This is a genomic window from Clostridium sp. 1001283B150225_161107_B6 (assembly GCF_015556325.1).
Taxonomy (GTDB): domain Bacteria; phylum Bacillota; class Clostridia; order Lachnospirales; family Lachnospiraceae; genus Enterocloster.
The window spans coordinates 89,678-114,767 of record NZ_JADNMD010000012.1; the positions used below are offsets into that span (position 1 = coordinate 89,678).

Here is a 25,090-nt window from a genome sequence, read left to right on the forward strand (position 1 = left end):
CCCTTCCTGGGTGAGCGTCCCATCAATTGTTTGCGGTCATTTTTTGTTTGTACGCCATTACAGGGACAATCAGTGAAAAATCTCTACGGTTTCAATTATCACCGGTTTTGTAATCATCCCTTGCCCAGTTGGGCGCATTGACGGGACCGGCTTTGGCGTTGCCGTTTTTGGCGGCTCCCTGGATTTCGGGAACCTGGGCCTGCTCATTTTTGGGATGGTTCATTTTATGGTGATTTTCAGTTCCATGATTATCTGCGCCGTAAGGGCTGGGTCTTCTCATTCCTGCTTTTGCCATTATCATACCTCCTTTCCATAGTAGTTTTTGAACCATTGGCTGAAAATATTCGGAAAAGTAGAAGGAAAATATCAACTGAACCTATAGGTATTTTTGGTAATCACTGGACATTGATAGTTTCATATTGATAGTTAGTATTTTTTCGTGTATCCTATTTTTAGTAAATCGGTATCTGTAAAGGAGTGTTTAATATTGGATTATAAGAAAAAAGCAATTGATTGTGTTAAGGACACGGTTTTACCCATTCAACGTGGCCAATTTGAAGAATGTGGATGCAGCTTAGATGAGCAGTATAAAAAATACGGCAACACAGAAATGCTTATAGCGAGAATAATTGACCCGGGGCATATCTATGAAATAGGCTATCCTAAATGCGTTTGTGATGAGGTGCTGTCTGGCAAAGTAACAGAAGTGTCCCATTGCGAATGCTCAAGGAACAGCATTTTATATATTTTACAAGATTTATTACCGGACAAGGATATACAAGTTGAAATAATACATACGGTATTAGGTGGAGCTGATGATTGCCGATTTAAGGTAACTATTTGCTGAAACAGATTATATTAGTAATGGTCAATTTGGAGCCGTTAACCATCGAAATGTTGGCAGCCAAAAACAAGTCTCCCCTTAAGGCTGAAATACCTAAAGGGGAGAATGACAATGAGCTATGATGGATGATAAGGAACTCCATTCGCCATATAAGGTGTGCCCTGCCAATTAAATGCGATAATTGCTTGCCAGGTAGGGGGAACAGCGGCGAGCGCTGCGGTGAGAGCCGCATCACCGGCAGTCTTATAAAAATCTTCCTGGGTACGGCTATTTTCATCAGCATAACTTCATGCTATATTCTACCTATATATATTACTCTATCAGACATGGTAAAGTCACAAACATGCAAAAAAACAACGTAAAAACGTACTTTTTGACCCCGCAATATTAAGGAATCGTTAATAATTATTATTTTGCATTCCCACCCAATATATGGTACACTGAGTCCTGTATCATAGATTGTTTTACAGGAGTGGTTGCAGGAATGCTGGAAATATCAGGAATTTATAAATCCTATCACAGACAGAGTATTTTAGCGGGAGTGGACCTGACGGTGGCTCCGGGAGAATGTGTGGGTATAGTGGGGTATAACGGCTGCGGCAAGACCACTCTTTTATCGATTCTGGCAGGCGCCCAGAAAGCGGACAAGGGCAGTATCCTCTACAACGGCAGGCAGGCGTCAGGCCATCCCCGGGTATTTGCGGAGGAGGCAGCTTATGTGCCCCAGGAGAATCCGCTTATGGAGGAACTGACCGTAAGGGATAACCTGCTTTTGTGGTACAGGGGAAGCAGGAAGCAGATGGAATCGGATTTAAAGGGCGGAGCAGCTTCCATGCTGGGCGTGGACCAAATGCTGGAACGCACAGTGGGAAAGCTTTCCGGGGGTATGAAGAAGCGGCTCAGCATAGCCTGTGCCCTGTCCAACCACGCACCGGTCCTTATCATGGATGAGCCTGGGGCGGCACTGGATTTGGAGTGCAAGGAAATCATCCGGCACTACCTCAGGGAATATATGGCTTCAGGCGGGGCTGTCATACTGACATCCCATGAGCTGGCAGAGCTGGCGCTGTGTACGAAGATGTGCATATTAAAAGGCGGAGTTTTAAGTGAAATCGATTGTGGTCTGTCAGCGAATGAGCTGATTGGCCAGTTTCGATAGATACATAATAAAGGGCAGCCGGTGCGGTATGATGCAGGGCAGCGGAAAGGTCCTTTTACAAGGGAGGAGAGAGAAATATGAAATGCACCAAGTGTGGAGCAGAGCAGGAAGCAGATGTAAAATTCTGTACCCAGTGCGGAGCTCCGATGGAACATGACAATCAGGCGCCGGAAGACGGCGGCTCTGAGCCGGTAAAAGAAGAGGCGGCAGCTGAGGCAGAGACTTTAAAAGAAGAGCCGGCAGCTGAAGCGGGAACTGAAAAAGAAGAGGAATCATCAGCCGGGGCAGAGACTGCAGAAAAAGAGGAGCCGGCAGCTGAGTCCGGGTCTGCAAAAGAAGAGGCGCCGGCAGCTGTCTGTGCGCCGGAAGAGCCTCAGCCGAATAAGAAGTTCGTCAAGGTACTGGCTGCTGTGGTGGCCATTGCGGCTGTCATTGCCATCGCGGCCCTGGTTTATATGAAGATGAACACAAAGGACCCCAAGCAGGTGGTTATTGATGCCTTTGAAAATGTGTTTCCAGAAGGCCAGGTATATCCTTCTGAGGAGCTGTTCGGGCTGAAGGATTTTGCTGAGACAGTGAAGACAGCCGACAGCCAGGGCGGGCTGACCCTCAAGATGGACAGCTGTTCGGATGAGACAGTCAATACCTATGCGGGAAGCGGCCTTCGCTTTGAGACAAAGGATGACAAGACCAATGGAAAAAGCTTCTTTAACATGGGCGTAATCTATAACGGCATGGACCTTGCCAATCTGAATGCATATTATGGGGACGATACCCTGATGCTTGCGGTTCCGGAGCTTTCCGGCAAGGTGTTTACCGTGGACCTGGGAGAAGGACTGGCGGACCGCATTAAGAATTCGCCTACCGTAGGTCCGCTGCTGGAGCAGAACGGCGTGGATGTAGAAGGCATGGCGGCTTATTTCACGGAGCTGGTAGATGAGGCTGAAAAAGCCCAGTCAGAAGGCAAGCAGCCCTTTGATGTGGAAGCGCTGATTACCCGTTATAAAGAGGGATGTAAGGCCCAGGAGAATTTCAAGGCAGCCCTGACCGTTGAAAAGGCCGGTAAGGGAACCTATGCCATGGACGGCGCACAGGTGAGCTGCCAGGGATACAATGTAACTGTCAGCAAGGATTCCATGATTGAATTCCTTCGCCTTTCCACTGATTTCTTCCTGCAGGATGAGACTCTGAAAGCAGATTTCATGCGCCAGCTTGAGACTACTGTGAAGATGAGTGAGCTTATGGGCGGAACCATGTCAGGCACAGGAAACCTGTCCGCGGAGGAGATGCAGCAGCAGTCCTACGAGGAGGCCAAGGAAATGGCGGACCAGATGATAGAATATCTGGATAAGGCGCTGACCGATGTGAATATGACGGTTTATGTGGATAAAAAGGGACGTCTGGCAGCAGTGGAGGGCTCTACCAATCTCCATGTGGATGATTCGGATGTTTCCGAAGAGGGCTTTGTGGCAGTGACCTTTAGCTGCCAGCTTCAGGGCGGTTCTTACCTGACACAGAATGCACTGGCCAACATTACCCTGGAAGATGCCACGGATACAGTGAGCATTGATATGGTAAAGCAGGGAACCTATGACGGAAGCGTACTGACCAGTGACCTTTCACTGGACCTGGCTGTGCCGGATGATGAGGCTTATAATTTTACATATACAAGCACCTATGATTCCAAGGACGGAAGCTACCACCTGTCCGGCGAGGTAGGCGGAAACGGTTCGCAGCTTGTGAAGATATCCGCAACCGGCGCAGTGGACCAGCTGGAAAAGGGCAAATCTGTGCATGTGAACATTGATTCCCTGGAGACATCGGTTCTGGATGATTCCGTGAATGTGGTTCTCAGCGGCGAATACTATTACCAGCCTCTGTCAGGAGAAATCACTCCTTTAGAGGGCGAGGCCATGGATATGCTGTCTGCCACGGAAGAGGATTGGACCAATGTGGGAATGGAAATGCTGTTTGGCGTCATGGGATTAGGCAGCCAGCTGGGAGTATCCATGTATTAATAAGATAAAAAGGAATGGGAAGATATGTCTGCACGTCTGGTTTATCTCAGGCTTGAGTTAAAACGAGCATGTAAAAAGCTTCCCCACATCTTTGCAGGGGCAATCGTGCTGTTACTTTTAGCGGGTACGATTGCCCTTTTGTCAGCCAGGATGCTGTATGGGGAAAAGTCAGCAGGAAGGATTGCCGTAGGGGTAGTGCTTCCGGAAGGCGATGCCGTTGCGAAGAAGGCGCTGGCCATGGTCAGTTCGCTGGAAAGCGTCAAGAGCATCTGCGATTTTGAATATATGAATAAAGAGGAATGCCTGGATAAGCTGAAAGCAGGGAAATTGTATGCGGTGATGGAAGTGCCGGAGGGATTTGTGCAGGACATCATGAACGGAACCAATACGCCGGTGAAAATTCTGCTGCCCAGGGGGGCGGGCCTGGAAAGCCGCATCTTCAAGGAATTGACAGATGCAGGCGCCTCGACCCTGGGAGCAAGCCAGGCGGGTATCTATGCAGGGGATGAACTGCTGTACCTTTATGGCATGGCGGATTCCGTAAGCAGCCTGGAGGCGGACCTGAACCGGATATACATGGGCTACAGCCTGCCCCGAATGGATTATTTTAAGAATGTCAAGGTCAGTGCAACAGGAGATGTGGATACGATTCATTTTTACGGTATCAGCACAGCGGTGCTGTTTCTGCTGCTCTGCGCCATTCCGGTGTCCGCCTATCTGGCTTCAGGCTCTGTGTCCATGAAGCGGAAGCTGGCGCTTATGGGAGTGGGAAAGGGGACCCTGATGGCAGCCAGGATATTGGGAGTGGGAATGCTGTTTCTGGCAGTGGCTCTGTGTACGGCCCTGGGAGCCTCCTTCATGGGACTCATAAAGCTAAGCCTGCCCGGACTGGCAGCCCTTGTGATGGTCTGCCTGGGGGCGGCGTCCATGGTGGTATTCCTTTATCAGGCAGCCGGAAGCCTTATGGGTGGCGTTATGCTGCTGTTTCTGGCAGTGACTGCCATGCACTTTTTGGCAGGCGGATTCCTTCCTCTGGTATTCCTCCCCACCACGTTCCGGGCTGCGGCCCCGTTTCTTCCCTCCTACGTGCTGATGGAGGGGATGAAGCTTGTGGTCACATCGTCCTTTAGTCTGGCGGTATTCATAAAGCTGGCAGTACTGGCCCTGGCCGGTTTCCTGTTCAGCGTGGGAGTGGAGGTGGTCAGGGAATGAAACGGGTTGCTATGTGGTTTTTGCTGTCGTGCAAACGATATATGAGAAAATGGTCCTTTCTGTTCATCCTGCTGCTCCTTCCTGCCGGGGTTCTGGCAGCGGGCCAGGCCCAGAAACAGGGCAGCCAGGAAGTGAACATCGCCATCAGTGTGGAGGAAAGCGGTGAGAATGCGCTGGGAGACGCCCTGGCGGACAGTCTTCTGAACCGGCCGAGGGGGGAGGAGGCAGGCATGTTCCGCTTCTATCTGTGCAGTGACGAGGAGGAGGTCAGGGCGGAGGTGGCATCCAGGCGGGCTGAATGCGGTTACGTGGTCTACGGCGGACTGAGAGAGAAGCTGGATTCCAAATCCTATAAGCGCTCCATTGGCGTTTATTCGGCGCCGTCCACAGTGGCATCCGCCCTTTCCACGGAAACTGTGTTTGCAGCCCTCATGAAAATATATGACGGGGAACTGCTGGCGGTTTACGTGGCTGAAAATGAGCTGTTCGGCCCGGTGGGAGCCGCAGGCAGCGAAGCCAGGGAAGCCGCTGCCGCACAGGCCGGAGAGCTATACACAAAATGGCTGGACAATGGCTCCACATTCCGGTTTCAGTACCAGTTCCAGGGGCAGGAAGGGGAGGCGGCGGCCTTTGGGGACAGCCGGACAGATGTATTTCCTGTCAGGGGTCTGGTGGCTGTGTACGTGTTCATCACAGGTCTGTACGGGGCTGTGGTTATGTGCAGCGATGAGGAACGCGGCTTGTTTCTGCCCCTTTCATACGGATACAGGATTCCCTGCCGTCTGGCCTCCATGGCGGCGCCTGCCGTGATGGTCTCTGTATCGGGTCTGCTGGCCCTGAAGGCAGGAGGCGTGATGACATCCCTGCCAGGGGAAACACTGGCCATGGCAGGTTACTGCTGCGCTGTCATAGCGTCAGCCTGGGTCCTGCGCCTGGTATGCCGCAGGCCCCAGGTCCTCTGCTGCATCATTCCATTCCTGGTTATTGGGAGTCTTGTGTTCTGCCCGGTTTTTGTGGATGCAGGAAGGTTTTTCCCCGGGCTGGACCAGGTGGGGAGGCTGTTTCCGCCGTGGTATTATTTGCAGGTGTTCAGGTAAAAGAATGGGATAAGAAGAGGGATGAGAAAGCTGATATTGTTTTCTCGTCCTTTTTTCATGACCCATTTTATATTTTACCTATATATAAAGTGCGGAGAATGGTGTTATGCTTTTAATAAACTAAAATGATTTTGTGATAATTGCACAAATAGCAGATGGAAATGTGTTTATAATTGACAAAAAGAAGAAAAGCTGCAATATCTGATTGCTTTTTTGTTAAAAAGCGGCTATACTCTTCAATAAGAGGTAGGACCAGTTTCAAAGACTAATAAAATAAATCTTTTTTTTAGATAAAGTGGTCCTACCAATCAGAGAGGAGGGAGGAAAAATTGAAGTTTTCAAAGTTTATTGAGACCATTGATTCCCATACATTTGGTGAGCCCACCAGAAGCATCATTGCAGGCGTACCAAGGTTAAAGGGTGATACAATGACACGTAAACAGGAGTACTTTAAAGAACACTGCGATTGGATACGCACCATGACTATGCTGGAACCCCGGGGCGGGAATGTAATGTCAGGCGCGGTAATCACGGAGCCCTGTATGGAAGAAGCGGATGTGGGCGTTATTTTCATTGATTCCGGCGGATATTTTCCCATGTGCGGTCACAGTACCATCGGTGTGACAACCATGCTGGTGGAAACAGGAATGGTTCCGGTAATAGAACCATGTACGACTGTAAAACTGGAAACACCGGCAGGTTTAGTTACGGCTGTGGCCCAGGTGGAAGGAGGACGCGTCAAAAGTGTAACATTTGAAAACATTCCTTGTTTCCTTTATGAAAGTAAAACACTTTTCTTTGAGGGAGCCGGAGCTGTTTCCATTGATGTGGCCTATGGAGGCGGAAGTTTTGCCCTGGTACCGGCGCAGGCATTTGGGATAAAGCTGGTGGCTGGGAATCTTCCGGAGATTCTGCGCTGGTCAAAAATCATACAGGACAGAGTCAATGAGGATATCGGGTTCCGACACCCTGAAAAGCCGGAGATTTGCGGTGTTTCCCAGGTTCATTGGTATTCTCCGCCTGTGGAGCGGGAGGATGTGGATGCCCGCAGCGTGAATGTTTTTCTTCCGGGGGTAGACCGTTCTCCCTGTGGTACAGGGACATCTGCCCGGGCAGTGACATTATTTGTCCAGGGAAAACTGGGACTGGGCGAAGAATTTTCCCAGGAGAGTCTGACCGGAGGAAAATTTACCGCAAAAATCAAGCAGTCAGTAAGTGTAGGCGGATATCCCGGAGCTGTGCCCACATTAACCGGTGCGGCGCATATTACCGGATTCCATAAATTCGTAGTTGATTCAGAGGATTCTCTTGCATTTGGATTTCCTTTCTGAATCCATTAACGCCATCATAACAAAATATAGGAAGGGAGGTGAAACATATGATAGAGAGATACGGAGGAAACGGAAGATACCATAATGCAGTCATTTGTAATGGCGTTCTCTATTTGTCAGGTCAGACAGCCACGGAAGCCGGTGATGACATTGCATTGCAATCGGAAGGGACCTTAAAAAAAATCAGCAGAATTCTGGAAGAGTATGGTTCAGATAAAGACCATATTCTTCATGCAGATGTCTATGTCCGCAATCAGACAGATGTGCAGGCATTCAATGCTGCCTGGGATGCCTGGATTAATCCGGATACTGCACCGTCGCGGGCTTGCATGGTGACGGCCCTGGGACGTCCGCCGATTCTGGTAGAGGTGGTAGTTACCGCATCCGTTAAGTAAAACACGGGGTAACAAATTCTGGTTGCATTTTTCTCATGAATCATTATAATCAAGAGATAGAAGTAAGTTGATTAGGAGAGAACGATGCAGAGTCAGAACAGTGTGATATTCAAAGAAAATAAGAATGTTCAGAAATTGATGGCCTTTATCACGGACAAGGGATTCTGCCTGGATGAACGGCTGCCGTCAGAAAGGGAGATGGTTTCGCTCCTGGGAATCGGGCGCAATTCATTGCGGGAGGCACTGAAGGTTTTGGAAGCAATGGGGGTCGTGGAGATTAAGCATGGAAGCGGTATTTTTCTGCGCAAGACGGATGTGTCCCCCAATGGAGACTCGGCTGTGTGGCTTCTGATACATAAAAATGAGATATTCAATATGATTACGGTCCGTGAGGCTCTGGATTTAAAGGCTATTGATTTGATTCCCGAGGACAATTATTCAGGGATACGCGACCAGCTGAAGGCCTGTATCACTGCTGTGAGAAAGACAGGTCTGAGCAATGGAGAGCTTCTGCAGCACGATTTAGAGTTTCACAATATCATCCGCAGGGCATCCGGCAATGACATTCTGCTAAATATCTGCGTAGCGCTGACGGGCAATATTTATGACGAGCGCAAGGTACTGTTCAGCCAAAACCAGCGTATAGAACAGTCGCTGTGGGAGCACAACCAGATTGCCAATGCTTTTGGCTCCAATGATATCAATCAGATTAAACAGGCATATGTAGCCCATATGGCCAGTACAAGGGCCAGTATCGAAAACGCACAGCCTACCAATATATAGGCACGGCTGTTTAGAAGGCGGAGAACTTGGTATTGTGCCTAAAGTCATCCTACCAATTTTTGAAAAAACTAAAAAAGAAACTATGTCATCCTGCCAATTTTGCCGGAAATAGTGTGCCGGCTAAATTCAGCACAACCAAAACAAAGTCGTAAAGGAGAACGTATATGCAGGAAATAACCAATTTACAACGCGAAATGTTAAAAAAGTATGAACTGGATGCAATGGTCACCATGACGCCGGAGAATATCACCTATGTTACCGGAGCTTATATCCCGACGCAGGTAACGGTCAGAAGCCGTAAGGTCATCCACATTATCACGGCCCAGCATAATCCGGTTGTCATTGTGGTGAATATTGAGGAACCCATTATGCGCATGCAGAGCTGGATGCCTGGAGATAAAATCATCAGCTATAATGAATTTACTGAAAATCCCGTACTCATAGCCATTGAGAAGCTGAAGGAATTTGGTATGGAGAATAAAAGGATTGGCATGGAATTGTCCTATCTGTCCGCCATAGACAGCGATTTGGTTCGCCGGGAGCTGCCTCATGCGATGATTGTGAATGCCGACCCTGCCTTTGAGGAGATGCGATTCCTTAAGCTTCAGTTTGAGATTGACCGTATTGTGGAGTTCGGTTCCCACATTGAGGATGTGATTTACAATGCATTTGCCAATGTGTCTGCCGGCATGACGGAAAAAGACATCTATCGTTTTATTGCCAATGGGTTTAACGATATCGCCAAGGGCGACAAGATGTCCATGCCCATGGTTGGCTCCGGTGTCAGAAGCTGCCTCTTAAACGGTGAGCCTACGGATAAGGTATTGGAAAAGGGCGATATAGTGCGGGTGGACGTGATGGGAACCAAGCAGAATTATTACTGCGACTGCTGCCGTACAGCGGTGGTTGGGCAGCCGGAGGCACGTCATGTAAATATCTGGGAAAAGATGGTCAAGGCCCATGATGATGCCATTGCCCAGATTAAGCCTGGCGTGAGCACTAAGACAATATATGACAATTTTGCAAAGCAGTTTAGCGGATGGGGATTTGAGCCTGTTGCATTCATTGGCCATGGACTGGGGCTGACCCTGCATGAGGAGCCTTATATCAATACATATAAGGATACTATACTGCAGAAGAATATGGTGCTTTGTGTAGAGCCTATCCATGTAATTGACGGCCAGTGCGGGTACCAGCTGGAGAACGAGGTGCTGGTGACAGCAGATGGACACCAGATGATTACCGGCACCAGACATCCATATCAGCAGCTCCCTGTCATCAAGGCGGATTAAGGAGGAAGGTATGAAAGTAGCGGTACTGGGCGGTGGACACGGCGGATATGCAGCAGCAGCAGATTTAACCATAAGGGGGTTTGATGTGAGCCTGTTTACTTTTTCAGCGGACAGAGCCGCAGCATTCCGCAAGCAGGACAACCAGCTTATGTATGAGGGCGTCTGGGGAAATGGACAATGCCGTATCGGATGTGTCACCAACCACATAGGGGAGGCGGTAGACGGAGCAGACCTGGTGGTCATGAATGTTCCGGGAACCGGTCACGAAACATATCTTGAGGCGTTGCAGCCGTATCTGAATGAGGATACGGTCCTGTACATGAATCCGGGCCACAGCGGAGGCGCACTTCGGGCAGCCGGAATATTGAGGAGAGGAAGGATTGCAGAATCCAACACCCTTAGCTATATTGCAAGAAAAACCAGCGAAACAAGCGTTCGTGTCAGCAGCAGCGATAAACCGGTTACGGTAGGTGTCTTTCCGGCAGACCAGACAGAGGATGTGCTGTCGGTAATCCGCAGGGCGTATCCTCATGTTGTGGCTGCCAGAAATGTGCTGGAGTCATCTCTCTGTAATGTCAATGCCATGTTCCATCCCCCGGGAATGCTGCTGAATGCCGGCTGGATTGAGCACACCAAGGGGAATTTCCGGTTCTACTACGATGGCATTACGCCTGCTGTGGGAAACGTCATACGGAAGCTGGATGAGGAACGGCTGTCAGTTTCCAATGCCTTTGGCCTGGGTCTGGATGATTTCTGCACGGTTTTATACCATGCCGGTTCCACGACCAGGGAAGCAGCAGAGAGCGGGGACCCCTACCGGGCATGCCAGGAGAGCAGAGCGAACCAGTTCATATTGGCTCCTCCGGGTCTGGACCATCGCTATATGCATGAGGATATTGGCTCCGGTCTGGTTCCTATTTCAGAACTGGGACGGCTGGCAGAGGTTGGGACGCCTCTGACCGATGCGCTGATATCTGCGGCAGAAGCGCTGATGGGTAGGAATTATCGCAGGGAAGGTGTTAATCTGGAGAAGATGGGAATAGAAGGAATGTCTGTACAGGAAGCTATTAACTATGTAAAAAGGGGAATGGAGTTCTAACTATGGAAGAAAAAAAGATTACCGCACAGGAGGAAAACGTCCTGGCAGCTAGTGAATATGCATATGAAGCAATTCCCGACGGGGCGAAGAAGAGCGCATGGAGTATGGTTATTGTTCTGGCAGGTTATCTGATTGCAATGTCAAATTTTGTTACCGGCGCAGCCGTCGGATACAAAATGACCTTTGGAGACGCTGTGAAGGCGCTCTGTGTATCTGATATTTATCTGGTATTCATCTGTATCGCCATGGGGCTGATTGCTTTTAAGTTCGGCATCACCACCACTGTAATGTCCAGAAAGGTCCTGGGGAAGAAGGGCTCTCTGGTGTTGTCTGTAATTTTGTCGCTGTCTGTTGTCTGCTGGCTGGGAACCAATGGGGATACGTTTGCTAAAATGATTGTTGCAGCCTTTCCCATATGGCCCATACCCGTTGGCATTACTGCCGTGATTCTGATGTTTGTATGGCTGCAGTCTGCCTCCCGGGGATACAAAGGACTGGAGGTGGTAAGTATGCTGGGGGTACCTGCTGCAATCCTGCTCTGTATCTGGGTTGTCATGGCGGCATATAAGGCAACCAATAATTTTGAATCCGTCCTCGCCTATGTGCCGGAGGGAAATTATTCCTTTACGCAGGCCACCACAGCCGGTGTGGGGTCATGGATTTTCGGCGCTATCTCATCCATGGATGTAATCCGGTTTGCCAAGAAAAAGTCTCATTTTGTGGTTGGAGGCATTGTTTCTTTCTTTATTTGCCTGCTGGCCCTGCAGCTGACCGGGGTTATCTGCGCCCAGGCTACGGGTAAGAGCGATTTTGTCAGTTCGGCAGCCGGTCTTGGCATAGCGCTTCCTACTCTCATTTGTTCTTTTTTTGCCCTGTGGACGACTCAGGACAATAATATTTACAGTGCTACCTTAAGTATACAGAATATCCTTGGCCAGACTTCCCTCAAAGGCAGGTTCAAACACAAAAGCATTGCGTATGCCCTGGCAATCCTGGCCGCAGCCTTTAGTCTGACCGGAGCCCTGAACCACGTGCTGACCTTTGTGTCCACGCTGTCTGTTTTATTGGCACCCATACCCGGTCTGTATCTGTCGGAGGTATATATTATTAAGAATTCTTCAGAGGCAAGGTCCTTCAGTTCCTGGGGATTCATCTCCTGGATTGCAGCCGGGGCAGCCGGATATTACTGCAATGCAAATAATGTCCTGGTGCCGCCTGTAATTAGTTTCCTGGTAGCATTCACGTTCTATACCGTGCTGGGCAAGCTGTTGGGAAAGGAGTCATCTCAATGACACATATTCTTATTATTAACGGAAGTTCCAGGAAAGAAGGCAATTGTCAGATTCTGGCCGGCCAGGCATCTGCTGGGGCAGCCCTGGTTAAGGATACGGAAATACGTCAGTTTACATTCGCCGGAAAGGCTTTTGCAGGATGCAGGGCAGAATGTTCAGCCTATTGTATGAAAAACGGCGACTGCTCCATTAAAGACGGACTGCAGGAACTGTGGGAAGATTTTATATGGGCAGATGGAATTGTCTGGGTGGTTCCTGTTTACCATGTAGGGGTTCCGGGGCAGGTTAAATGTGCAATGGACCGTCTGTGCAATATGCAGTACAGCTACTTCCAGGGAAAATACCCGCGCTGGAATAAGGCGTGGGGCTCCATTGTACAGGGGTCAAGCAGGTGGGGCGGTCAGGAATATACCATTCAGTGGCTGATTGAATCCGCATTGCTGATGAAGTGTATTCCTCTTGCAGCGGATGCCCCCGGAAGTTATTTTGGGGTGGCAGGCTACGCGCCCACCTGGGAAAAGGACAGTATACGCGGGGATACCGCGGCTATGGAGCTCTCGGTCAACATGGGCAGAAGGACAGCGGAACTGGCCCGTATCATCCAGGCCGGTCTGGGATGCCTGGGGGATGAGCTGGAACAACGGTATTTTCCGGCTAAGTGTATGGAAGCCAGAAGTAAGACAGAACTGGAAATCTCTGATTCATGGCAGACCAATCATCAGAAAGGAGTATCAGAATGAAGATTACGGGATATAAAATATTTGAAGTGAGCATACCAACCAGACGCAAGCACACATGGGCAAGCAGCACGGCAGACGTGGGGCAGGGCTGGGTTATTCTTCAGCTTACAGCGGACAATGGTATTATTGGCTATGGCGAGGCCACTGCCATGCCGGAGTGGGGGGGAGACTTTGGCCGCTATTTCGGTGAGTCGGCAGGAACAACCCGCGTGGTAATGGAAGAAAATCTGTTCCCGGCCATTGAAGGCATGGACCCGTTTGACATTGACTTAATTCACCATAAAATGGATTTAGCAATCCGCGGCTATAACTATGCAAAGGCTGCTATTGATATTGCATTGTATGATATGATGGGAAAGGCGGTGGAAAAACCTGTCTACCAGCTATTGGGCGGACAGCACAGAAAAGCGATTCCCATTGCCCACAGCCTGGGGGTCGTGATGGATATTGACGCGGCAGTGGAGGAAGCTGTGGCAGCCTGTAAGGAAGGGATAAAGAACATTAAGATGAAGGGTGGACTGAATCTTGTCCGCGATGTGGAACTGATGCAAAAACTCCGGGAAGCTCTCGGCCCTGACATCAATATCCTGGTGGATGCCAACCAGGGATATCCTTCTGCCAAGGAGGCTGTAAAGTGGGGCAAACGGATGGACCAGTATAATCTGCAATATCTGGAACAGCCTGTGGAAGGCCTGTATCAGCTGCAGGAGGTCACGCGCATGCTGGAGGTGCCTGTATGCGCTGATGAGAGCTGCTGGACGGTTCCTGATGCGCTGGACATTGTGGCTAACCGAGCAGCGGATTACATTTCCATCTATACGACAAAAGCAGGCGGTTTGTATCCTGCCCGCACCATTGCAAAGATTTCCGAATGTGCAGGCATACGCTGTAATGTGAATGGGTCAGGAGAGTTTGGGGTCGGCAATGCGGCTAATTTACATATGGCCTGCTGCGGAAAAAATATCAATCTTGCGTCCGTGTTCCCTATAACCCATGTGGAAGGCTGCCCGGAACAGACAAAGGTGGCTGCGCGCTGGTACATGGATGATATCATTACAAAGCCTTTCCTGTATGAGGACGGCTGCCTGATTGTTCCGGACGGTCCGGGTCTGGGAATTGAAATCGACATGGAAAAACTAATGAAATATACTGTGAAGTAGTCCTTAGATATGACAAAACAGCGATAGCGTACCGGTCCGGCCGATACGCTATCATTGTCAATTATAAAAACAAAAAAACCGCAGAGCCTTTTCAATCAAGGTCCCACGGACTTCTAAATGAATGCGGGAGATGGGACTTGAACCCACACGAGCATACACCCACAAGATCCTTAGTCTTGCCTGTCTGCCAATTCCAGCACTCCCGCAACACGAATGGTAGTATATCATAGATTTTCCAACTTGGCAACTATTTTTGACAATTTTTTTTAATTTTTTCTAATTATCAAATTTGGTAAAAAATTTGAAAAATAATGTTGACAAATTGGCATTCCTCATTTATAATAACCTTCGTTGCTTGAGACAAGCAGCAACACAAAATAAAATGCAGAAGTGGCGGAATTGGCAGACGCGCACGGTTCAGGTCCGTGTGGTAGTAATACCTTGTGGGTTCGACTCCCATCTTCTGCAGCTGGAACAGGAATCTCTTAAGTGAGACTCCTGTTTTTTGTTCCGGTTTGTAATACTCATTTCCTCATATCGTTGCACAATTCCCCCCAACCTGCTATAATTTAAACAATATGTTATACTTTTTTCGCAAATTTCATCTGACAGCGGTTTCTGTGACCAGAACCGGAATGAGGAGGATTTCCATGGATTTAAATACGATACTTGAACTGCAGAGGGCGGGAGTGGATACAGAGGGCGCTTTAAGGCGCTTCAGCGGGAACTCCGCACTGTACGAACGGTTCCTTAAGAAGTTTCTGGAGGACGGTACATTTTCAAAGATTACAAAGGCGTTTGAGGAAGAGAGCAGGGAGGATGCCCTGATGGCAACCCACACCTTGAAGGGGGTGACAGCCAATCTGGGCATGGATAAGCTCTTTAACATATCATCTTCCATGGTGGACTGCATCAGGGCGGACCGCTTTGAGGATGCTGCCGGCGCATATCCGCAGTTGAAAGAGGCTTATGAGGAGATATGCGGAATTCTTGCAAATGACTAGCGGCAGCACGGGTCTGAAGGCTGCGGAGAGGAAGTGACGATATGCGTCAGCGGGATACCATACTGATTGTGGATGATATGGAGATAAACCGCGTGATTCTGGACGGATTGTTTCAGGAGGAATACCATCTGCTGGAGGCTGAGAACGGGGAGCAGGCGCTGCTTCTGCTGCGGCAGTATCATGAGAATATTGCAATCATGCTGCTGGATGTGGTGATGCCTGTGATGGACGGATACAGGGTGCTGCAGGAGATGGGGGCCAATGGGCTTCTGGACGAGGTGCCTGTGGTGGTAATCACGGCGGATAATTCCCTGGAAGGAGAGCTGAGGGCCTTTGATTTGGGGGCTTCCGACATCATTGTCAAGCCCTTTGAGCCCCATGTGGTCAAACGGCGGGTACATAATATTATTGAACTCTATCTTCACAAACATAATCTGGAAGACATGGTGGGCCAGCAGGCCCGGAAACTGAGGGAATCCAATGATGTGCTGGTGGATGCCCTGTCGTCTGTCATTGAGTACAGAAGCCTGGAGTCGGGACAGCACATCAAGCGCATCCGCCTGCTTACGCGGGTGCTTTTGGAGGAGGTGTGCAGGAACTGTCCTGAGTACGGGCTGGATAAGAAAAAGATAGAGGTCATTGCTTCTGCCTCGGCCCTTCACGATATCGGCAAGATTGCCATTGAGGATAAGATTCTTAACAAGCCGGGACGTCTTACAAAGGAAGAGTTTGAAATCATGAAGACCCATACGGTCAAGGGATGCCAGATTCTGGAGGGCCTGGGACGTATGAGCGATAAGGAATACCTGGAGTATGCCTATAACATCTGCCGCTACCATCATGAGCGCTGGGACGGCAGGGGGTATCCGGACGGGCTGTGCGGGGATGCCATTCCCATCTGCGCCCAGGCCGTATCGATTGTGGATGCGTACGACGCCCTTACATCGGACCGGGTGTATAAGAAAGCCATTCCCCATGAACAGGCCTTCAACATGATTCTGAACGGCGAGTGCGGATGCTTTTCCTCCAGACTGCTGGACTGCTTTAAGAATGTGGAGCCGGAGCTGGCTGAACTGTGTAAGCGGTACCGGGACGGCAATGTCCCTGCGCCAGCGGAGCTTTCCCGCCACAGCGGAATCCCCGGGATGGGGGACGGCAGCCTGAGCGCCCTGCAGCTGGAGCAGATGAAGTATTTTGCCATGCTGCGGTATGTGGACACCACGGTGGCGGAGGTGGATTTTTCCACGGGAAGCTATCATGTGGTATATGCGCCGGATGAACGGATTAAGAAGCTGTTTCAGGGAGAATGCCTGGAGGCTGTGGTGGACTGCTATATAAATGATTTGGTGGCGACTGAGGAAAAGGACTATGTGCGGCGTATATGGAAATTAGAGATACCGCGGTTCTTTGAGGAGGGAATGCTGAAACAGAGCTGGAAATACCGGCTGAAGGATGAGAGAGGGTCTGAGGAAGCGTGTTATGAACTGACACTTCTGCGGGTGGACATTGAGCATCCGCGCCGCCGCAAGGCACTTCTGCTGTGGCGGCTTTTGGAAAACCTGCAGCCGGAGGCCAATCCCGACGAGAAGAGGCTCCGAGAGGACCGGCGGGTCCTCCACCAAATATTGAAGGGAATCATACGCTGCCGCAATGACCGGTGGTTCACCATGATGGATGTGGATGACGGCTTTCTCGGGTACACCAGGAAGGAAATAAGGAAGCGGTTCAATGACCGCTACATGGAAATGATACATCCGGATGACCGGGAGAGGATGCGCAGGGAACTGACGGAGCAGATAAACCGGGGCGGGGATTATGAAGTGGAATACCGGGTTCAGGACCGCAGCGGACGCATCAACTGGGTGCTGGACAAGGGGCGCCTGATGTACGATGCCGGGGGCAAGGAGTATTTTTACAGTGTAATCATTGATATTGACCAGACCAAGCATGCCCAGGAGGAACTGCGCCTGGGACTGGAACGGTATAAGATTGTTATGGAGCAGACCAATGACATTTTCTTTGAATGGGACATAAGCACGGACACCGTGGTGTACTCCACCAACTGGAAGAGCAAGTTCGGATACGACCCCATCTCGGAGCAGGCGTCGGTCCGCATACCTAAGATATCCCATCTGTATCCGGAGGACATGGCTCCTTTTGGGCATCTCATAAAAGAGATACGGGACGGCAGGCGATATGGGGAGCTGGAATTCCGGGTGTCTGATTCCAAGGGCCGCTATCAGTGGTGCAAGCTGAGAGCCACCACCCAGTTTGACGACCAGGGAGTTCCCTGCAAGGCAGTGGGAATTGTCATTGACATAAATGATGAGAAACTGGCGGCCCAGGAACTGAAGGCGCGGGCGGAGCGCGATACCCTGACCAGACTGTACAACAAGGCGTCTGCCAGACAGAGAATTGAGCATCTGCTGGCGAACCGGGAGGACGGGGAAGGGGCTGCCCTGTTTGTCATTGACATAGATAACTTTAAGATGGTCAATGACCAGTACGGTCATATGTTTGGGGATGCAGTGCTGACAAAGATTGCAGGACAGCTTTCAGGACTGTTCCGGAGCAGCGACATTGTCTCCAGGATTGGAGGGGACGAGTTCATGGCCCTTTTGCAGGGGGTGGTCAATGATGAACGGGTGAAGGCTGTGGCCGGACGGCTCATTGAGTGCTTTGAACGGGTGCTGGAGGAGCTGCCGAAGGATTGTTATATTACATGCAGCATCGGTATAGCCGTATGCCCAAGGGATGGGGAGGATTTCCAGACCCTGTTCCGGCGGGCCGACGTGGCGCTGTACCAGGCTAAGGCCTGCGGTAAAAAGCAGTACCAGATTTACGACCAGTCCATGGAGAACAAGGCCTTCAGCCAGGGCGCAGGGCGGGGGGCAACGGTGAATACTGCCATTGAATCGGAGCAGAACGGCGGTCTGGTATTAAATGACCTGCTGCCCAGGGCGTTTAACATTCTGGCCAAATCAGAACAGATGGATAAGGCTGTGGAAAGCGTGCTGGAGCTTCTGGGGGAACGGCTTCAGGTGAGCCGCGCCTACGTATTTGAGAATTCAGAGGATGGGACCTGCTACAGCAATACCTTTGAGTGGTGCAAGGAAGGAATCCGGCCCCAGAAGGACATGATGCAGGGGTGTTCCTACGCAGAGCTTAAGACGGATTATAAGAGCTGTTTTAATGAGCGGGGCATTCTGTACTGCGATGATATAGGGCAGCTTCCCGAAGATATCCGGAAACGGCTGAAGATAAGGGGGGTTAAGTCCATGCTCCAGTGCGCCATCAAGGATAACGGCGTGTTTAAGGGTTGGGTTGGATTTGATGACTGCACCTCCCACTGTCTGTGGACCATAAGCCAGATTGAGATTCTTTCCTTTGTGTCCGAGCTGCTGTCGCTGTTTCTTTTAAAGCAGAGGGCCCAGGACAGTGCCGTGGATTTGGCGGAGGACCTGAGGACCATACTGGACCATCAGAATTCATGGATTTATGTGGTGGACATGGAGAGCCATGAACTGCTGTTTATCAACAACAAGACCTATAAGATAGCGCCGGATTCAAGGCTGGGCATGAGCTGCCACGAGGCATTTTTCAACAGGGATAAGCCCTGTGAACAGTGTCCCATGAAAGAGGTGGAAGATAAGGTCAATTACACCATGGAGGTATATAATCCTGTCCTTAAGGTCTGGTCATCCGCTGACGCTTCCAGGATTCACTGGGGTGGCAAGGAGGCATGCCTTTTGTGCTGTCATGATATCACCTGCTATAAGACAGCGGAAGAAAATGGAGGGAATCAATCAAATGGGTGAGCAGAACGTGGAAACTGGAATATTCTGACAGTAGAGACTGTTGTGAAGAAGGAGTTCCATATGAAACGTTGTGTACCGTTAGAGCCGGCGGCAGAGGAGGTCTGTCAGGCCAATTCCAAACCGCCCCTTATATTTGAGCTGCCGCCGGCCGAGGGAAGGCTGGTTCTGGAAAAAGCCCAGGATACCCCTGTGTACAAATATCCGGCCCGCACCAGCAAGGTGCGGGTCAATACAGGAAGATGGGGGACCATTCCCGTGTGGCTGGTGGACCCGGGTGTTTCCTGCCAGCCTGCCAATGTCATCTTTTTTATCCACGGAGCCGGCTGGGTGTTCGGAAGCTTCCACACCCATGAAAAGCTGGTAAGGGAGCTGGCTGCCAGAACCGGCTGCCTGTTGATTTTCCCGGAGTATTCACGTTCCCCGGAGGCGCGTTATCCCACCGCCATTGAGCAGTGCTACAGCGTCATGTGTACGGTTCCGGACCTTGTGAAGTCCATGGGATATACCATGAATCCGGGAACCTTCACCGTGGCAGGGGACAGCGTGGGAGGCAACATGGCCACAATCATGACCCTTATGTCCAAGTACAGGAAGGGGCCCTTCATCCAGAAACAGCTTCTGTATTATCCGGTTGCCAATGCCTGCTTTGATACCTGCTCCTACAATGAATTCGCAGCGGGCTATTACCTGTACCGGGCAGGCATGGAGTGGTTCTGGAACCAGTATGCCCCATGCCAGAGAGACAGGGGACAGATTACGGCCTCTCCTCTCCGGGCTTCCAGGGAACAGCTGCGGGGCCTGCCGGACGCCATGATACTGAACGGCGAGGCAGATGTGCTCAGGGATGAGGGGGAGGCCTATGCCAGGAAGCTGCGCGACGCCGGGGTGGATGTGACCGCCCTGCGGTTCCAGGCTATTATCCACGATTTTGTCATGCTTAATTCCCTGGACCAGACAAGGGCCTGCCGTGCAGCTATGGATGTGTCCACGGAATGGATTAACCGGAAGAACCGGGAAAAGCAATAAACCAGCAAACCGGAACAAAGGCGGAGACAGTACGGAGGTCTCTGCTTTTTTGTTTCCCAAGGAAAAATGGAGGGTAAGGCATGGGCTGGAAGAGGGGCCGCAAGAAGGGAAGGGATGAAAAAAGGGGAAAAATAGGCACAAAGAGGTAAAAAGACGGACCGGAATTACCTTGAAAATGAACGTGTTATATTTTATACTGAAAGACAGCAATTGGAAGGTGTGGAAAAAAATACATAAGAGGGGGGACTGGATTATGATAAAGGTTTTTCTTGTGGAAGATGAGATTGTCATGCGGAACGGCATTAAAAACAACATCCCATGGGAGAAAGAAGGGCTGGAATTCGCAGGGGAAGCCAGTGACGGTGAACTGGCCTATCCGCTTATCAGGAAGACGCAGCCGGACATTCTCATCACGGATATCCGTATGCCCTTTATGGATGGACTGGAACTCTCGGAACTGGTGAAAAAGGAATTTCCCAGAATCAAAATCATCATACTCAGCGGGTATAATGAATTTGACTACGCCAAGCAGGCCATACACATCGGGGTGACGGACTACCTTTTGAAGCCTATCACAGCAGCCAAGCTTCTGGAGGCAGTGAAGAAGGTGGCGGATGTAATTGAGAAGGAGAGGGAGGACGCCCGCCTCATGGACAAGTACCGACTGGAGATGGCGGAGAATACAGTGCTGGAACGCCAGCGCCTGCTGCGGGACCTGGTGACAGGACGGGTCAATTTTAAAGAGGCCCTGGAACGGGGCGCGCAGGTGGGCATGGAGCTGTCCGCCTCCTTTTACCAGCTTATGCTGTTTAAACTCATGCCAATGGGTTCTGCTGTCGCCTATTCCGACCGGGTGGTATGCTGCCAGGAGGCCATTGAGGAGCGGATGGAGGGCCGGGAACACATACTGGTATTTGACCGCGGGGACGAGGGTTGGGCTTTCATACTGACAGGGGAGTCTGAGCAGGAGGTGGAGCGCAGGATGAGTGAGTGCGCCGTCAGCCTGGGGGAACTGGCCGGGGCCTATAAGGACATACAGTATTTCGGAGGAATCGGAAGCTGCGTAAACCGTCTGGGAGATTTGCAGATGTCCTATCTGCAGGCGGGACGGGCGTTTGCAGCCAGGTTTTTCATGGAAATGAACCGGGTTATCAGCTACAGCCAGATGGACGGCATGGTCCACGGCTCCGGGGAAGCCATTGATATCCACTCCGTGGATGCGTCAAAGGTGAACCGGAAGACTCTGGAGAATTTTCTGAAACAGGGAACCGTTGGGGAGGCTGCCGGATTTGTGGAGGAGTATTTCCAGAATGTGGGAGAAAAAAACTGCCAGTCCTTTATGTTCCGCCAGTACATTGTCATGGACTGCTATCTCTGCGTCAGCACCTTCCTGGAGCAGCTGGGCCTGGACATGGCGCGCCTTCCGCGGGAACTGTCGGACATGGAAAAGGTCCTTAAGGACAATTGTGCCCTGGACATGCTGAAGGATAAGCTGGTGCGGCTCTTTGAGGAGGTCATGACCTTAAGGGACAGCCAGACAGCCAGCAAGTACAGCCAGGTCCTGGACGAGGCTAAGGCGTTTATCCATGAGAATTACGCCAAGGAGGAGATATCCCTCAATACAGTGGCGGCCAGGGTCAATATAAGCCCCAGCTATTTCAGCTCTATCTTCAGCCAGGAGATGGGGGTGACCTTTGTGGAGTATCTGACCGGGGTGCGCATGGATAAGGCAAAGGAGCTTTTGATGTGCTCCAACCTTAAAACTTCTGAAATCGGGTACGAGGTGGGATATAAGGATTCCCACTATTTCGGCTATCTGTTCAAAAAGACCGTGGGATGCACGCCCAAGGAGTACAGGGCCGGAAGCAGGGAGGGTTCATGAAAGGAAAATGGAGGACCGGGGCCGGCAGGAAGGAGTGGGACGGAAACCGCATCCTGGAGCGCCTGCCTCTGGAAAAGCGCCTGAATCTGATGACATTCATCATCATCATACCCCTGGCAGTGCTGGTCATCTATCTCATGGCCACAGTGGCCAAGTTCTGCAATGCTTATACCCAGAGCATCACCAACATTACCCAGGCCAACAGCGTCACGGCCAATCTGCGGGAGGATGTGGATTACAGCATGTACCGCATTGTCATAGGCATGCGGACCTACCAGACCATCCATGACCTGATGGAAGAGGAACGGCCCTATGGATGGGAGCAGATTAAGGACCCCCATCAGGTCGTAAGCGATGCCAGGAAGACCTACCGGCAGCTGTTAAAACGGACGCCGGAGGGCGCCAACCGGACCAGGATTAACTGGCTGCTTCATTGCCTGGACCAGCTGGAACAGAGAGTGGATGAGATAGAAGACAACCTGCCCCACGGTATGTATGATAAGAACATGGAAATCCTGGATTACGGCGTCCGGGTGCTGACAGCGGACATAGAAAAGCAGGGCAGGGAGTATGTATACTACGAGACTCTGCATGTCCAGGAGATACAGAAGGAGCTGGAGAGCCAGGAGCACACGGCCATAGTGGTCAGCCTGACCCTGCTGGTATCCATCCTTCTCATCAGCCTGATTCTCAGCCGCAGGATAACCAAGAGCGTCACCGAGCCCATTCAGAAGCTCTGCAATGAGACGGAGAGGGTTGCAAAGGGAGATTTCACTCCCGGGCCCAAGATTGAGGCGGGGGATGAGCTGGCAATCCTTACGGGAAGCTTTGACCATATGAAGGAAGAAATCGGACGGCTCATAGAGGACATACGGCAGGAGCAGAACCAGCGCCGCGTCATGGAGCTGCAGCTTCTCCAGGAACAGATTAACCCCCACTTCCTCTATAACACCCTGGATACCATTGTGTGGCTGGCGGAGGGGGGACAGAACCGGGCCGTGGTGGACATGGTCACCTCCCTGTCGGAATTTTTCCGCACAACCCTCAGCGGCGGAAAGGATTTCATTACCATGCGGGAGGAAATCGGCCACATTGAAAGCTATCTCCAAATCCAGAAAATCCGCTACCAGGATATAATGGACTATGAGGTCACGCTGGAAAAAAACCTGGAGGAGTGCAGAATCCTGAAGCTTACCCTGCAGCCGCTGGTGGAGAATGCCCTCTATCACGGCATCAAGAATAAGAGGGGGAAGGGACACATCTGGGTCCGGGGGTATGCCAGGGAGGACATGGCCGTGCTGGAGGTGGAGGACGACGGCGCCGGCATGACACAGGAGGAGATGGAGGCCGTAAGGCGAAAGCTCAGAGGGGAAAAAGACCGGCCTTTACGGGAAGGACCGGCTCCCAAGGGCGGTTTCGGACTGTTTAACGTGGCGGAGCGCCTGCGGCTGAACTACGGTTCCCGGTGCAGCCTGGAATTTCACAGCGTCCTGGGCAGGGGCACAAGGGCCGTGGTGACCATTCCTCTGGAGGCCAGAGATAGCGGGCCGGAGATAATGGGGGAAGGGGAGAATTGAAAAATATCCCACCATAATCGTAAAAAAACACCCAAATGTATGAACAAACTATGAAAATTCTAAAAATCGTGTACAAAACAACGGAGAAATTCCGTTGTTTTTGTTATTAACAACTGCTATGATTATACCAACAAGGGGAAACAAAATACAAATCAAGGAGGTTTACGTATTATGAGGAAAAAAGGATTAAGCGTTATGTTATGTGCAGCAATGGCAGCATCCCTGCTGGCAGGGTGCGGCGGAAACAAGCCTGCAGAGACAACAGCTGCTCCGGCAGCAGAGACAACCGCAGCCGCAGCCGACACAACGGCAGCTCCTGAGAAGTCAGAGGCTGAGACAGAGGCAGAGGCAAAGGATGAAGCAGCATCCGGCGATTTGATTGTAGTGGGATATGCACAGGTTGGCGCTGAGTCTGACTGGAGAACCGCTAATACAGAGTCCTTTAAGTCAACCTTTACAGAAGAAAACGGCTACAAGCTGATTTTTGACGACGCACAGCAGAAGCAGGAGAACCAGATTAAGGCCATCAGAAGCTTTATCCAGCAGGATGTTGACTACATAGTAGTTGCCCCCGTGGTTGAGACCGGATGGGAAGCAGTTCTCCAGGAAGCACAGGAAGCAGGAATTCCGGTTATCCTGTCCGACCGTCAGATGGACGTGGATGAAAGCCTGTATGAGTGCTGGGTAGGCGGCAACTTCATCAAGGAAGGCGAGACAGCAGGAAACTGGCTGGCTGATTACTTAAAGGCACAGGGAAGGGACGGCGAGGACATCAACATCGTTACCCTTCAGGGAACCATCGGAGCATCCGCGCAGGTTGGCCGTACAGAAGGTTTCGGAAACATCTTAAAGCAGCATGACAACTGGAAAATGTTAGATATGCAGACCGGTGAATTCACACAGGCTAAGGGCCAGGAAGTTATGGAGTCCTTCCTTAAGTCCTATGATAACATTGATGTGGTAGTTGCAGAGAATGACAACATGGCATTCGGCGCTATCGATGCAATCAAGGCGGCCGGCAAGACCTGCGGACCCGACGGCGACATCATCATCTTCTCCTTTGACGCAGTTAAGGCAGCATTTGACGCTATGATAGCAGGCGACTTAAACGCAGCATTTGAGTGCAACCCGCTGCACGGACCGCGTGTAGATGAAATCATCAAGAAGCTGGAGAAGGGCGAGAACGTTGAGAAGATTCAGTATGTAGACGAGGCTTACTTCGATACATCCATGGATTTGGAATCCATCAAGGCTGAGCGCGCTTATTAATCAACATTTTCGTTACAGTTCAGGAAAGGCGGTGGGGAGAGTCGTTGCACGGCTCTCCCCACTTTTCAAGCCCGGGACTGGATGTATTCTGG

General features: G+C 50.9%; 20 protein-coding genes and 2 tRNA genes. 20 read left to right on the top strand and 2 right to left on the bottom strand.

All coding sequences use genetic code 11. The features are described from left to right. Positions 1-91: 91 nt before the first annotated feature. Complete coding sequence (locus I2H39_RS22540; protein ID WP_138310917.1) at positions 92-295, bottom strand: hypothetical protein; 204 nt, start codon at positions 293-295, stop codon at positions 92-94. Between the two features lie 192 nt (positions 296-487). On the opposite strand from I2H39_RS22540, the gene I2H39_RS22545 reads away from it, so the two are divergent. The 13 genes from I2H39_RS22545 to I2H39_RS22605 all read left to right on the top strand — a co-directional run bounded on the left by I2H39_RS22545 (position 488) and on the right by I2H39_RS22605 (position 14,422). Then, entirely contained in the window at positions 488-847 is a 360-nt protein-coding gene (locus tag I2H39_RS22545) for a hypothetical protein (protein ID WP_195627580.1), read from the top strand. Between the two features lie 481 nt (positions 848-1,328). After that, a complete protein-coding gene (locus I2H39_RS22550) occupies positions 1,329-2,003 on the top strand; it encodes an ABC transporter ATP-binding protein (protein WP_195627581.1) in 675 nt (224 codons plus the stop codon). 77 nt (positions 2,004-2,080) lie between these two features. Then, positions 2,081-4,021, top strand: coding sequence for a zinc-ribbon domain-containing protein (locus I2H39_RS22555; RefSeq protein ID WP_195627582.1), 1,941 nt, complete (start codon positions 2,081-2,083; stop codon positions 4,019-4,021). 24 nt (positions 4,022-4,045) lie between these two features. Beyond that, positions 4,046-5,233, top strand: a complete 1,188-nt coding sequence (locus tag I2H39_RS22560; protein WP_138310921.1) for an ABC transporter permease — start codon at positions 4,046-4,048, stop codon at positions 5,231-5,233. Further along, positions 5,230-6,330 carry a hypothetical protein gene (locus tag I2H39_RS22565; protein ID WP_195627583.1) on the top strand — a complete coding sequence of 367 codons (1,101 nt, stop codon included), beginning with the start codon at positions 5,230-5,232 and terminating at the stop codon, positions 6,328-6,330. Before I2H39_RS22560 ends, I2H39_RS22565 begins: the two co-directional genes overlap by 4 nt. 329 nt (positions 6,331-6,659) lie before the next feature. Next, entirely contained in the window at positions 6,660-7,661 is a 1,002-nt protein-coding gene (locus I2H39_RS22570; RefSeq protein ID WP_195627584.1) for a proline racemase family protein, read from the top strand. 47 nt (positions 7,662-7,708) lie between these two features. Beyond that, a complete protein-coding gene (locus I2H39_RS22575; protein WP_138310924.1) occupies positions 7,709-8,056 on the top strand; it encodes a RidA family protein in 348 nt (115 codons plus the stop codon). A gap of 84 nt (positions 8,057-8,140) precedes the next feature. Further along, positions 8,141-8,839: a GntR family transcriptional regulator gene (locus tag I2H39_RS22580; RefSeq protein ID WP_138310925.1), complete on the top strand. Its 699-nt coding sequence runs from the start codon at positions 8,141-8,143 to the stop codon at positions 8,837-8,839. A gap of 194 nt (positions 8,840-9,033) precedes the next feature. Next, positions 9,034-10,131 (top strand): Xaa-Pro peptidase family protein, encoded by a 1,098-nt coding sequence (locus tag I2H39_RS22585; protein ID WP_171042709.1) that lies wholly within the window; start codon positions 9,034-9,036, stop codon positions 10,129-10,131. A 10-nt stretch (positions 10,132-10,141) separates the two neighbouring features. Beyond that, entirely contained in the window at positions 10,142-11,230 is a 1,089-nt protein-coding gene (locus I2H39_RS22590) for an NAD/NADP octopine/nopaline dehydrogenase family protein (RefSeq protein ID WP_138310927.1), read from the top strand. A 2-nt stretch (positions 11,231-11,232) separates the two neighbouring features. Further along, positions 11,233-12,522 (top strand): cytosine permease, encoded by a 1,290-nt coding sequence (locus I2H39_RS22595; protein ID WP_195627585.1) that lies wholly within the window; start codon positions 11,233-11,235, stop codon positions 12,520-12,522. Then, complete coding sequence (locus tag I2H39_RS22600) at positions 12,519-13,262, top strand: flavodoxin family protein (protein WP_138310929.1); 744 nt, start codon at positions 12,519-12,521, stop codon at positions 13,260-13,262. Before I2H39_RS22595 ends, I2H39_RS22600 begins: the two co-directional genes overlap by 4 nt. Then, positions 13,259-14,422, top strand: coding sequence for an enolase C-terminal domain-like protein (locus I2H39_RS22605; RefSeq protein ID WP_171042710.1), 1,164 nt, complete (start codon positions 13,259-13,261; stop codon positions 14,420-14,422). The genes I2H39_RS22600 and I2H39_RS22605 overlap by 4 nt, the downstream gene beginning before the upstream one ends. 122 nt (positions 14,423-14,544) lie before the next feature. On the opposite strand, the gene I2H39_RS22610 is transcribed toward I2H39_RS22605, so the two are convergent. Beyond that, positions 14,545-14,628, bottom strand: a tRNA-Leu gene (locus I2H39_RS22610). 178 nt (positions 14,629-14,806) lie between these two features. Here I2H39_RS22610 and I2H39_RS22615 point away from each other — a divergent pair. The 7 genes from I2H39_RS22615 (at position 14,807) to I2H39_RS22645 (ending at position 24,998) form a co-directional block, all read left to right on the top strand. Further along, a tRNA-Leu gene (locus tag I2H39_RS22615) sits at positions 14,807-14,890 on the top strand. Between the two features lie 182 nt (positions 14,891-15,072). Then, entirely contained in the window at positions 15,073-15,426 is a 354-nt protein-coding gene (locus I2H39_RS22620; RefSeq protein WP_138310931.1) for an Hpt domain-containing protein, read from the top strand. Positions 15,427-15,467: 41 nt separating this feature from the next. Next, positions 15,468-19,244 (top strand): diguanylate cyclase, encoded by a 3,777-nt coding sequence (locus I2H39_RS22625; protein WP_195627586.1) that lies wholly within the window; start codon positions 15,468-15,470, stop codon positions 19,242-19,244. A gap of 60 nt (positions 19,245-19,304) precedes the next feature. Next, on the top strand, positions 19,305-20,270 hold the full coding sequence (locus I2H39_RS22630; RefSeq protein ID WP_138310933.1) for an alpha/beta hydrolase: 966 nt from the start codon (positions 19,305-19,307) through the stop codon (positions 20,268-20,270). 253 nt (positions 20,271-20,523) lie between these two features. After that, on the top strand, positions 20,524-22,152 hold the full coding sequence (locus I2H39_RS22635; RefSeq protein WP_195627587.1) for a response regulator transcription factor: 1,629 nt from the start codon (positions 20,524-20,526) through the stop codon (positions 22,150-22,152). Continuing rightward, entirely contained in the window at positions 22,149-23,729 is a 1,581-nt protein-coding gene (locus I2H39_RS22640; protein WP_195627588.1) for a sensor histidine kinase, read from the top strand. Before I2H39_RS22635 ends, I2H39_RS22640 begins: the two co-directional genes overlap by 4 nt. A 171-nt stretch (positions 23,730-23,900) precedes the next feature. Beyond that, positions 23,901-24,998 carry an ABC transporter substrate-binding protein gene (locus tag I2H39_RS22645; RefSeq protein ID WP_195627589.1) on the top strand — a complete coding sequence of 366 codons (1,098 nt, stop codon included), beginning with the start codon at positions 23,901-23,903 and terminating at the stop codon, positions 24,996-24,998. Positions 24,999-25,090: the final 92 nt, after the last annotated feature.

Excerpts from the sequence above, each read along its gene's own strand:
- I2H39_RS22630 (WP_138310933.1), top strand. The coding sequence starts at position 19,305 with ATGAAACGTTGTGTACCGTTAGAGCCGGCGGCAGAGGAGGTCTGTCAG.
- I2H39_RS22550 (WP_195627581.1), top strand. The coding sequence starts at position 1,329 with ATGCTGGAAATATCAGGAATTTATAAATCCTATCACAGACAGAGTATT.
- I2H39_RS22575 (WP_138310924.1), top strand. The coding sequence starts at position 7,709 with ATGATAGAGAGATACGGAGGAAACGGAAGATACCATAATGCAGTCATT.
- I2H39_RS22645 (WP_195627589.1), top strand. The coding sequence starts at position 23,901 with ATGAGGAAAAAAGGATTAAGCGTTATGTTATGTGCAGCAATGGCAGCA.
- I2H39_RS22590 (WP_138310927.1), top strand. The coding sequence starts at position 10,142 with ATGAAAGTAGCGGTACTGGGCGGTGGACACGGCGGATATGCAGCAGCA.
- I2H39_RS22565 (WP_195627583.1), top strand. The coding sequence starts at position 5,230 with ATGAAACGGGTTGCTATGTGGTTTTTGCTGTCGTGCAAACGATATATG.
- I2H39_RS22560 (WP_138310921.1), top strand. The coding sequence starts at position 4,046 with ATGTCTGCACGTCTGGTTTATCTCAGGCTTGAGTTAAAACGAGCATGT.
- I2H39_RS22585 (WP_171042709.1), top strand. The coding sequence starts at position 9,034 with ATGTTAAAAAAGTATGAACTGGATGCAATGGTCACCATGACGCCGGAG.
- I2H39_RS22595 (WP_195627585.1), top strand. The coding sequence starts at position 11,233 with ATGGAAGAAAAAAAGATTACCGCACAGGAGGAAAACGTCCTGGCAGCT.
- I2H39_RS22580 (WP_138310925.1), top strand. The coding sequence starts at position 8,141 with ATGCAGAGTCAGAACAGTGTGATATTCAAAGAAAATAAGAATGTTCAG.
- I2H39_RS22635 (WP_195627587.1), top strand. The coding sequence starts at position 20,524 with ATGATAAAGGTTTTTCTTGTGGAAGATGAGATTGTCATGCGGAACGGC.
- I2H39_RS22540 (WP_138310917.1), bottom strand. The coding sequence starts at position 295 with ATGGCAAAAGCAGGAATGAGAAGACCCAGCCCTTACGGCGCAGATAAT.
- I2H39_RS22555 (WP_195627582.1), top strand. The coding sequence starts at position 2,081 with ATGAAATGCACCAAGTGTGGAGCAGAGCAGGAAGCAGATGTAAAATTC.
- I2H39_RS22605 (WP_171042710.1), top strand. The coding sequence starts at position 13,259 with ATGAAGATTACGGGATATAAAATATTTGAAGTGAGCATACCAACCAGA.
- I2H39_RS22625 (WP_195627586.1), top strand. The coding sequence starts at position 15,468 with ATGCGTCAGCGGGATACCATACTGATTGTGGATGATATGGAGATAAAC.
- I2H39_RS22640 (WP_195627588.1), top strand. The coding sequence starts at position 22,149 with ATGAAAGGAAAATGGAGGACCGGGGCCGGCAGGAAGGAGTGGGACGGA.
- I2H39_RS22620 (WP_138310931.1), top strand. The coding sequence starts at position 15,073 with ATGGATTTAAATACGATACTTGAACTGCAGAGGGCGGGAGTGGATACA.
- I2H39_RS22600 (WP_138310929.1), top strand. The coding sequence starts at position 12,519 with ATGACACATATTCTTATTATTAACGGAAGTTCCAGGAAAGAAGGCAAT.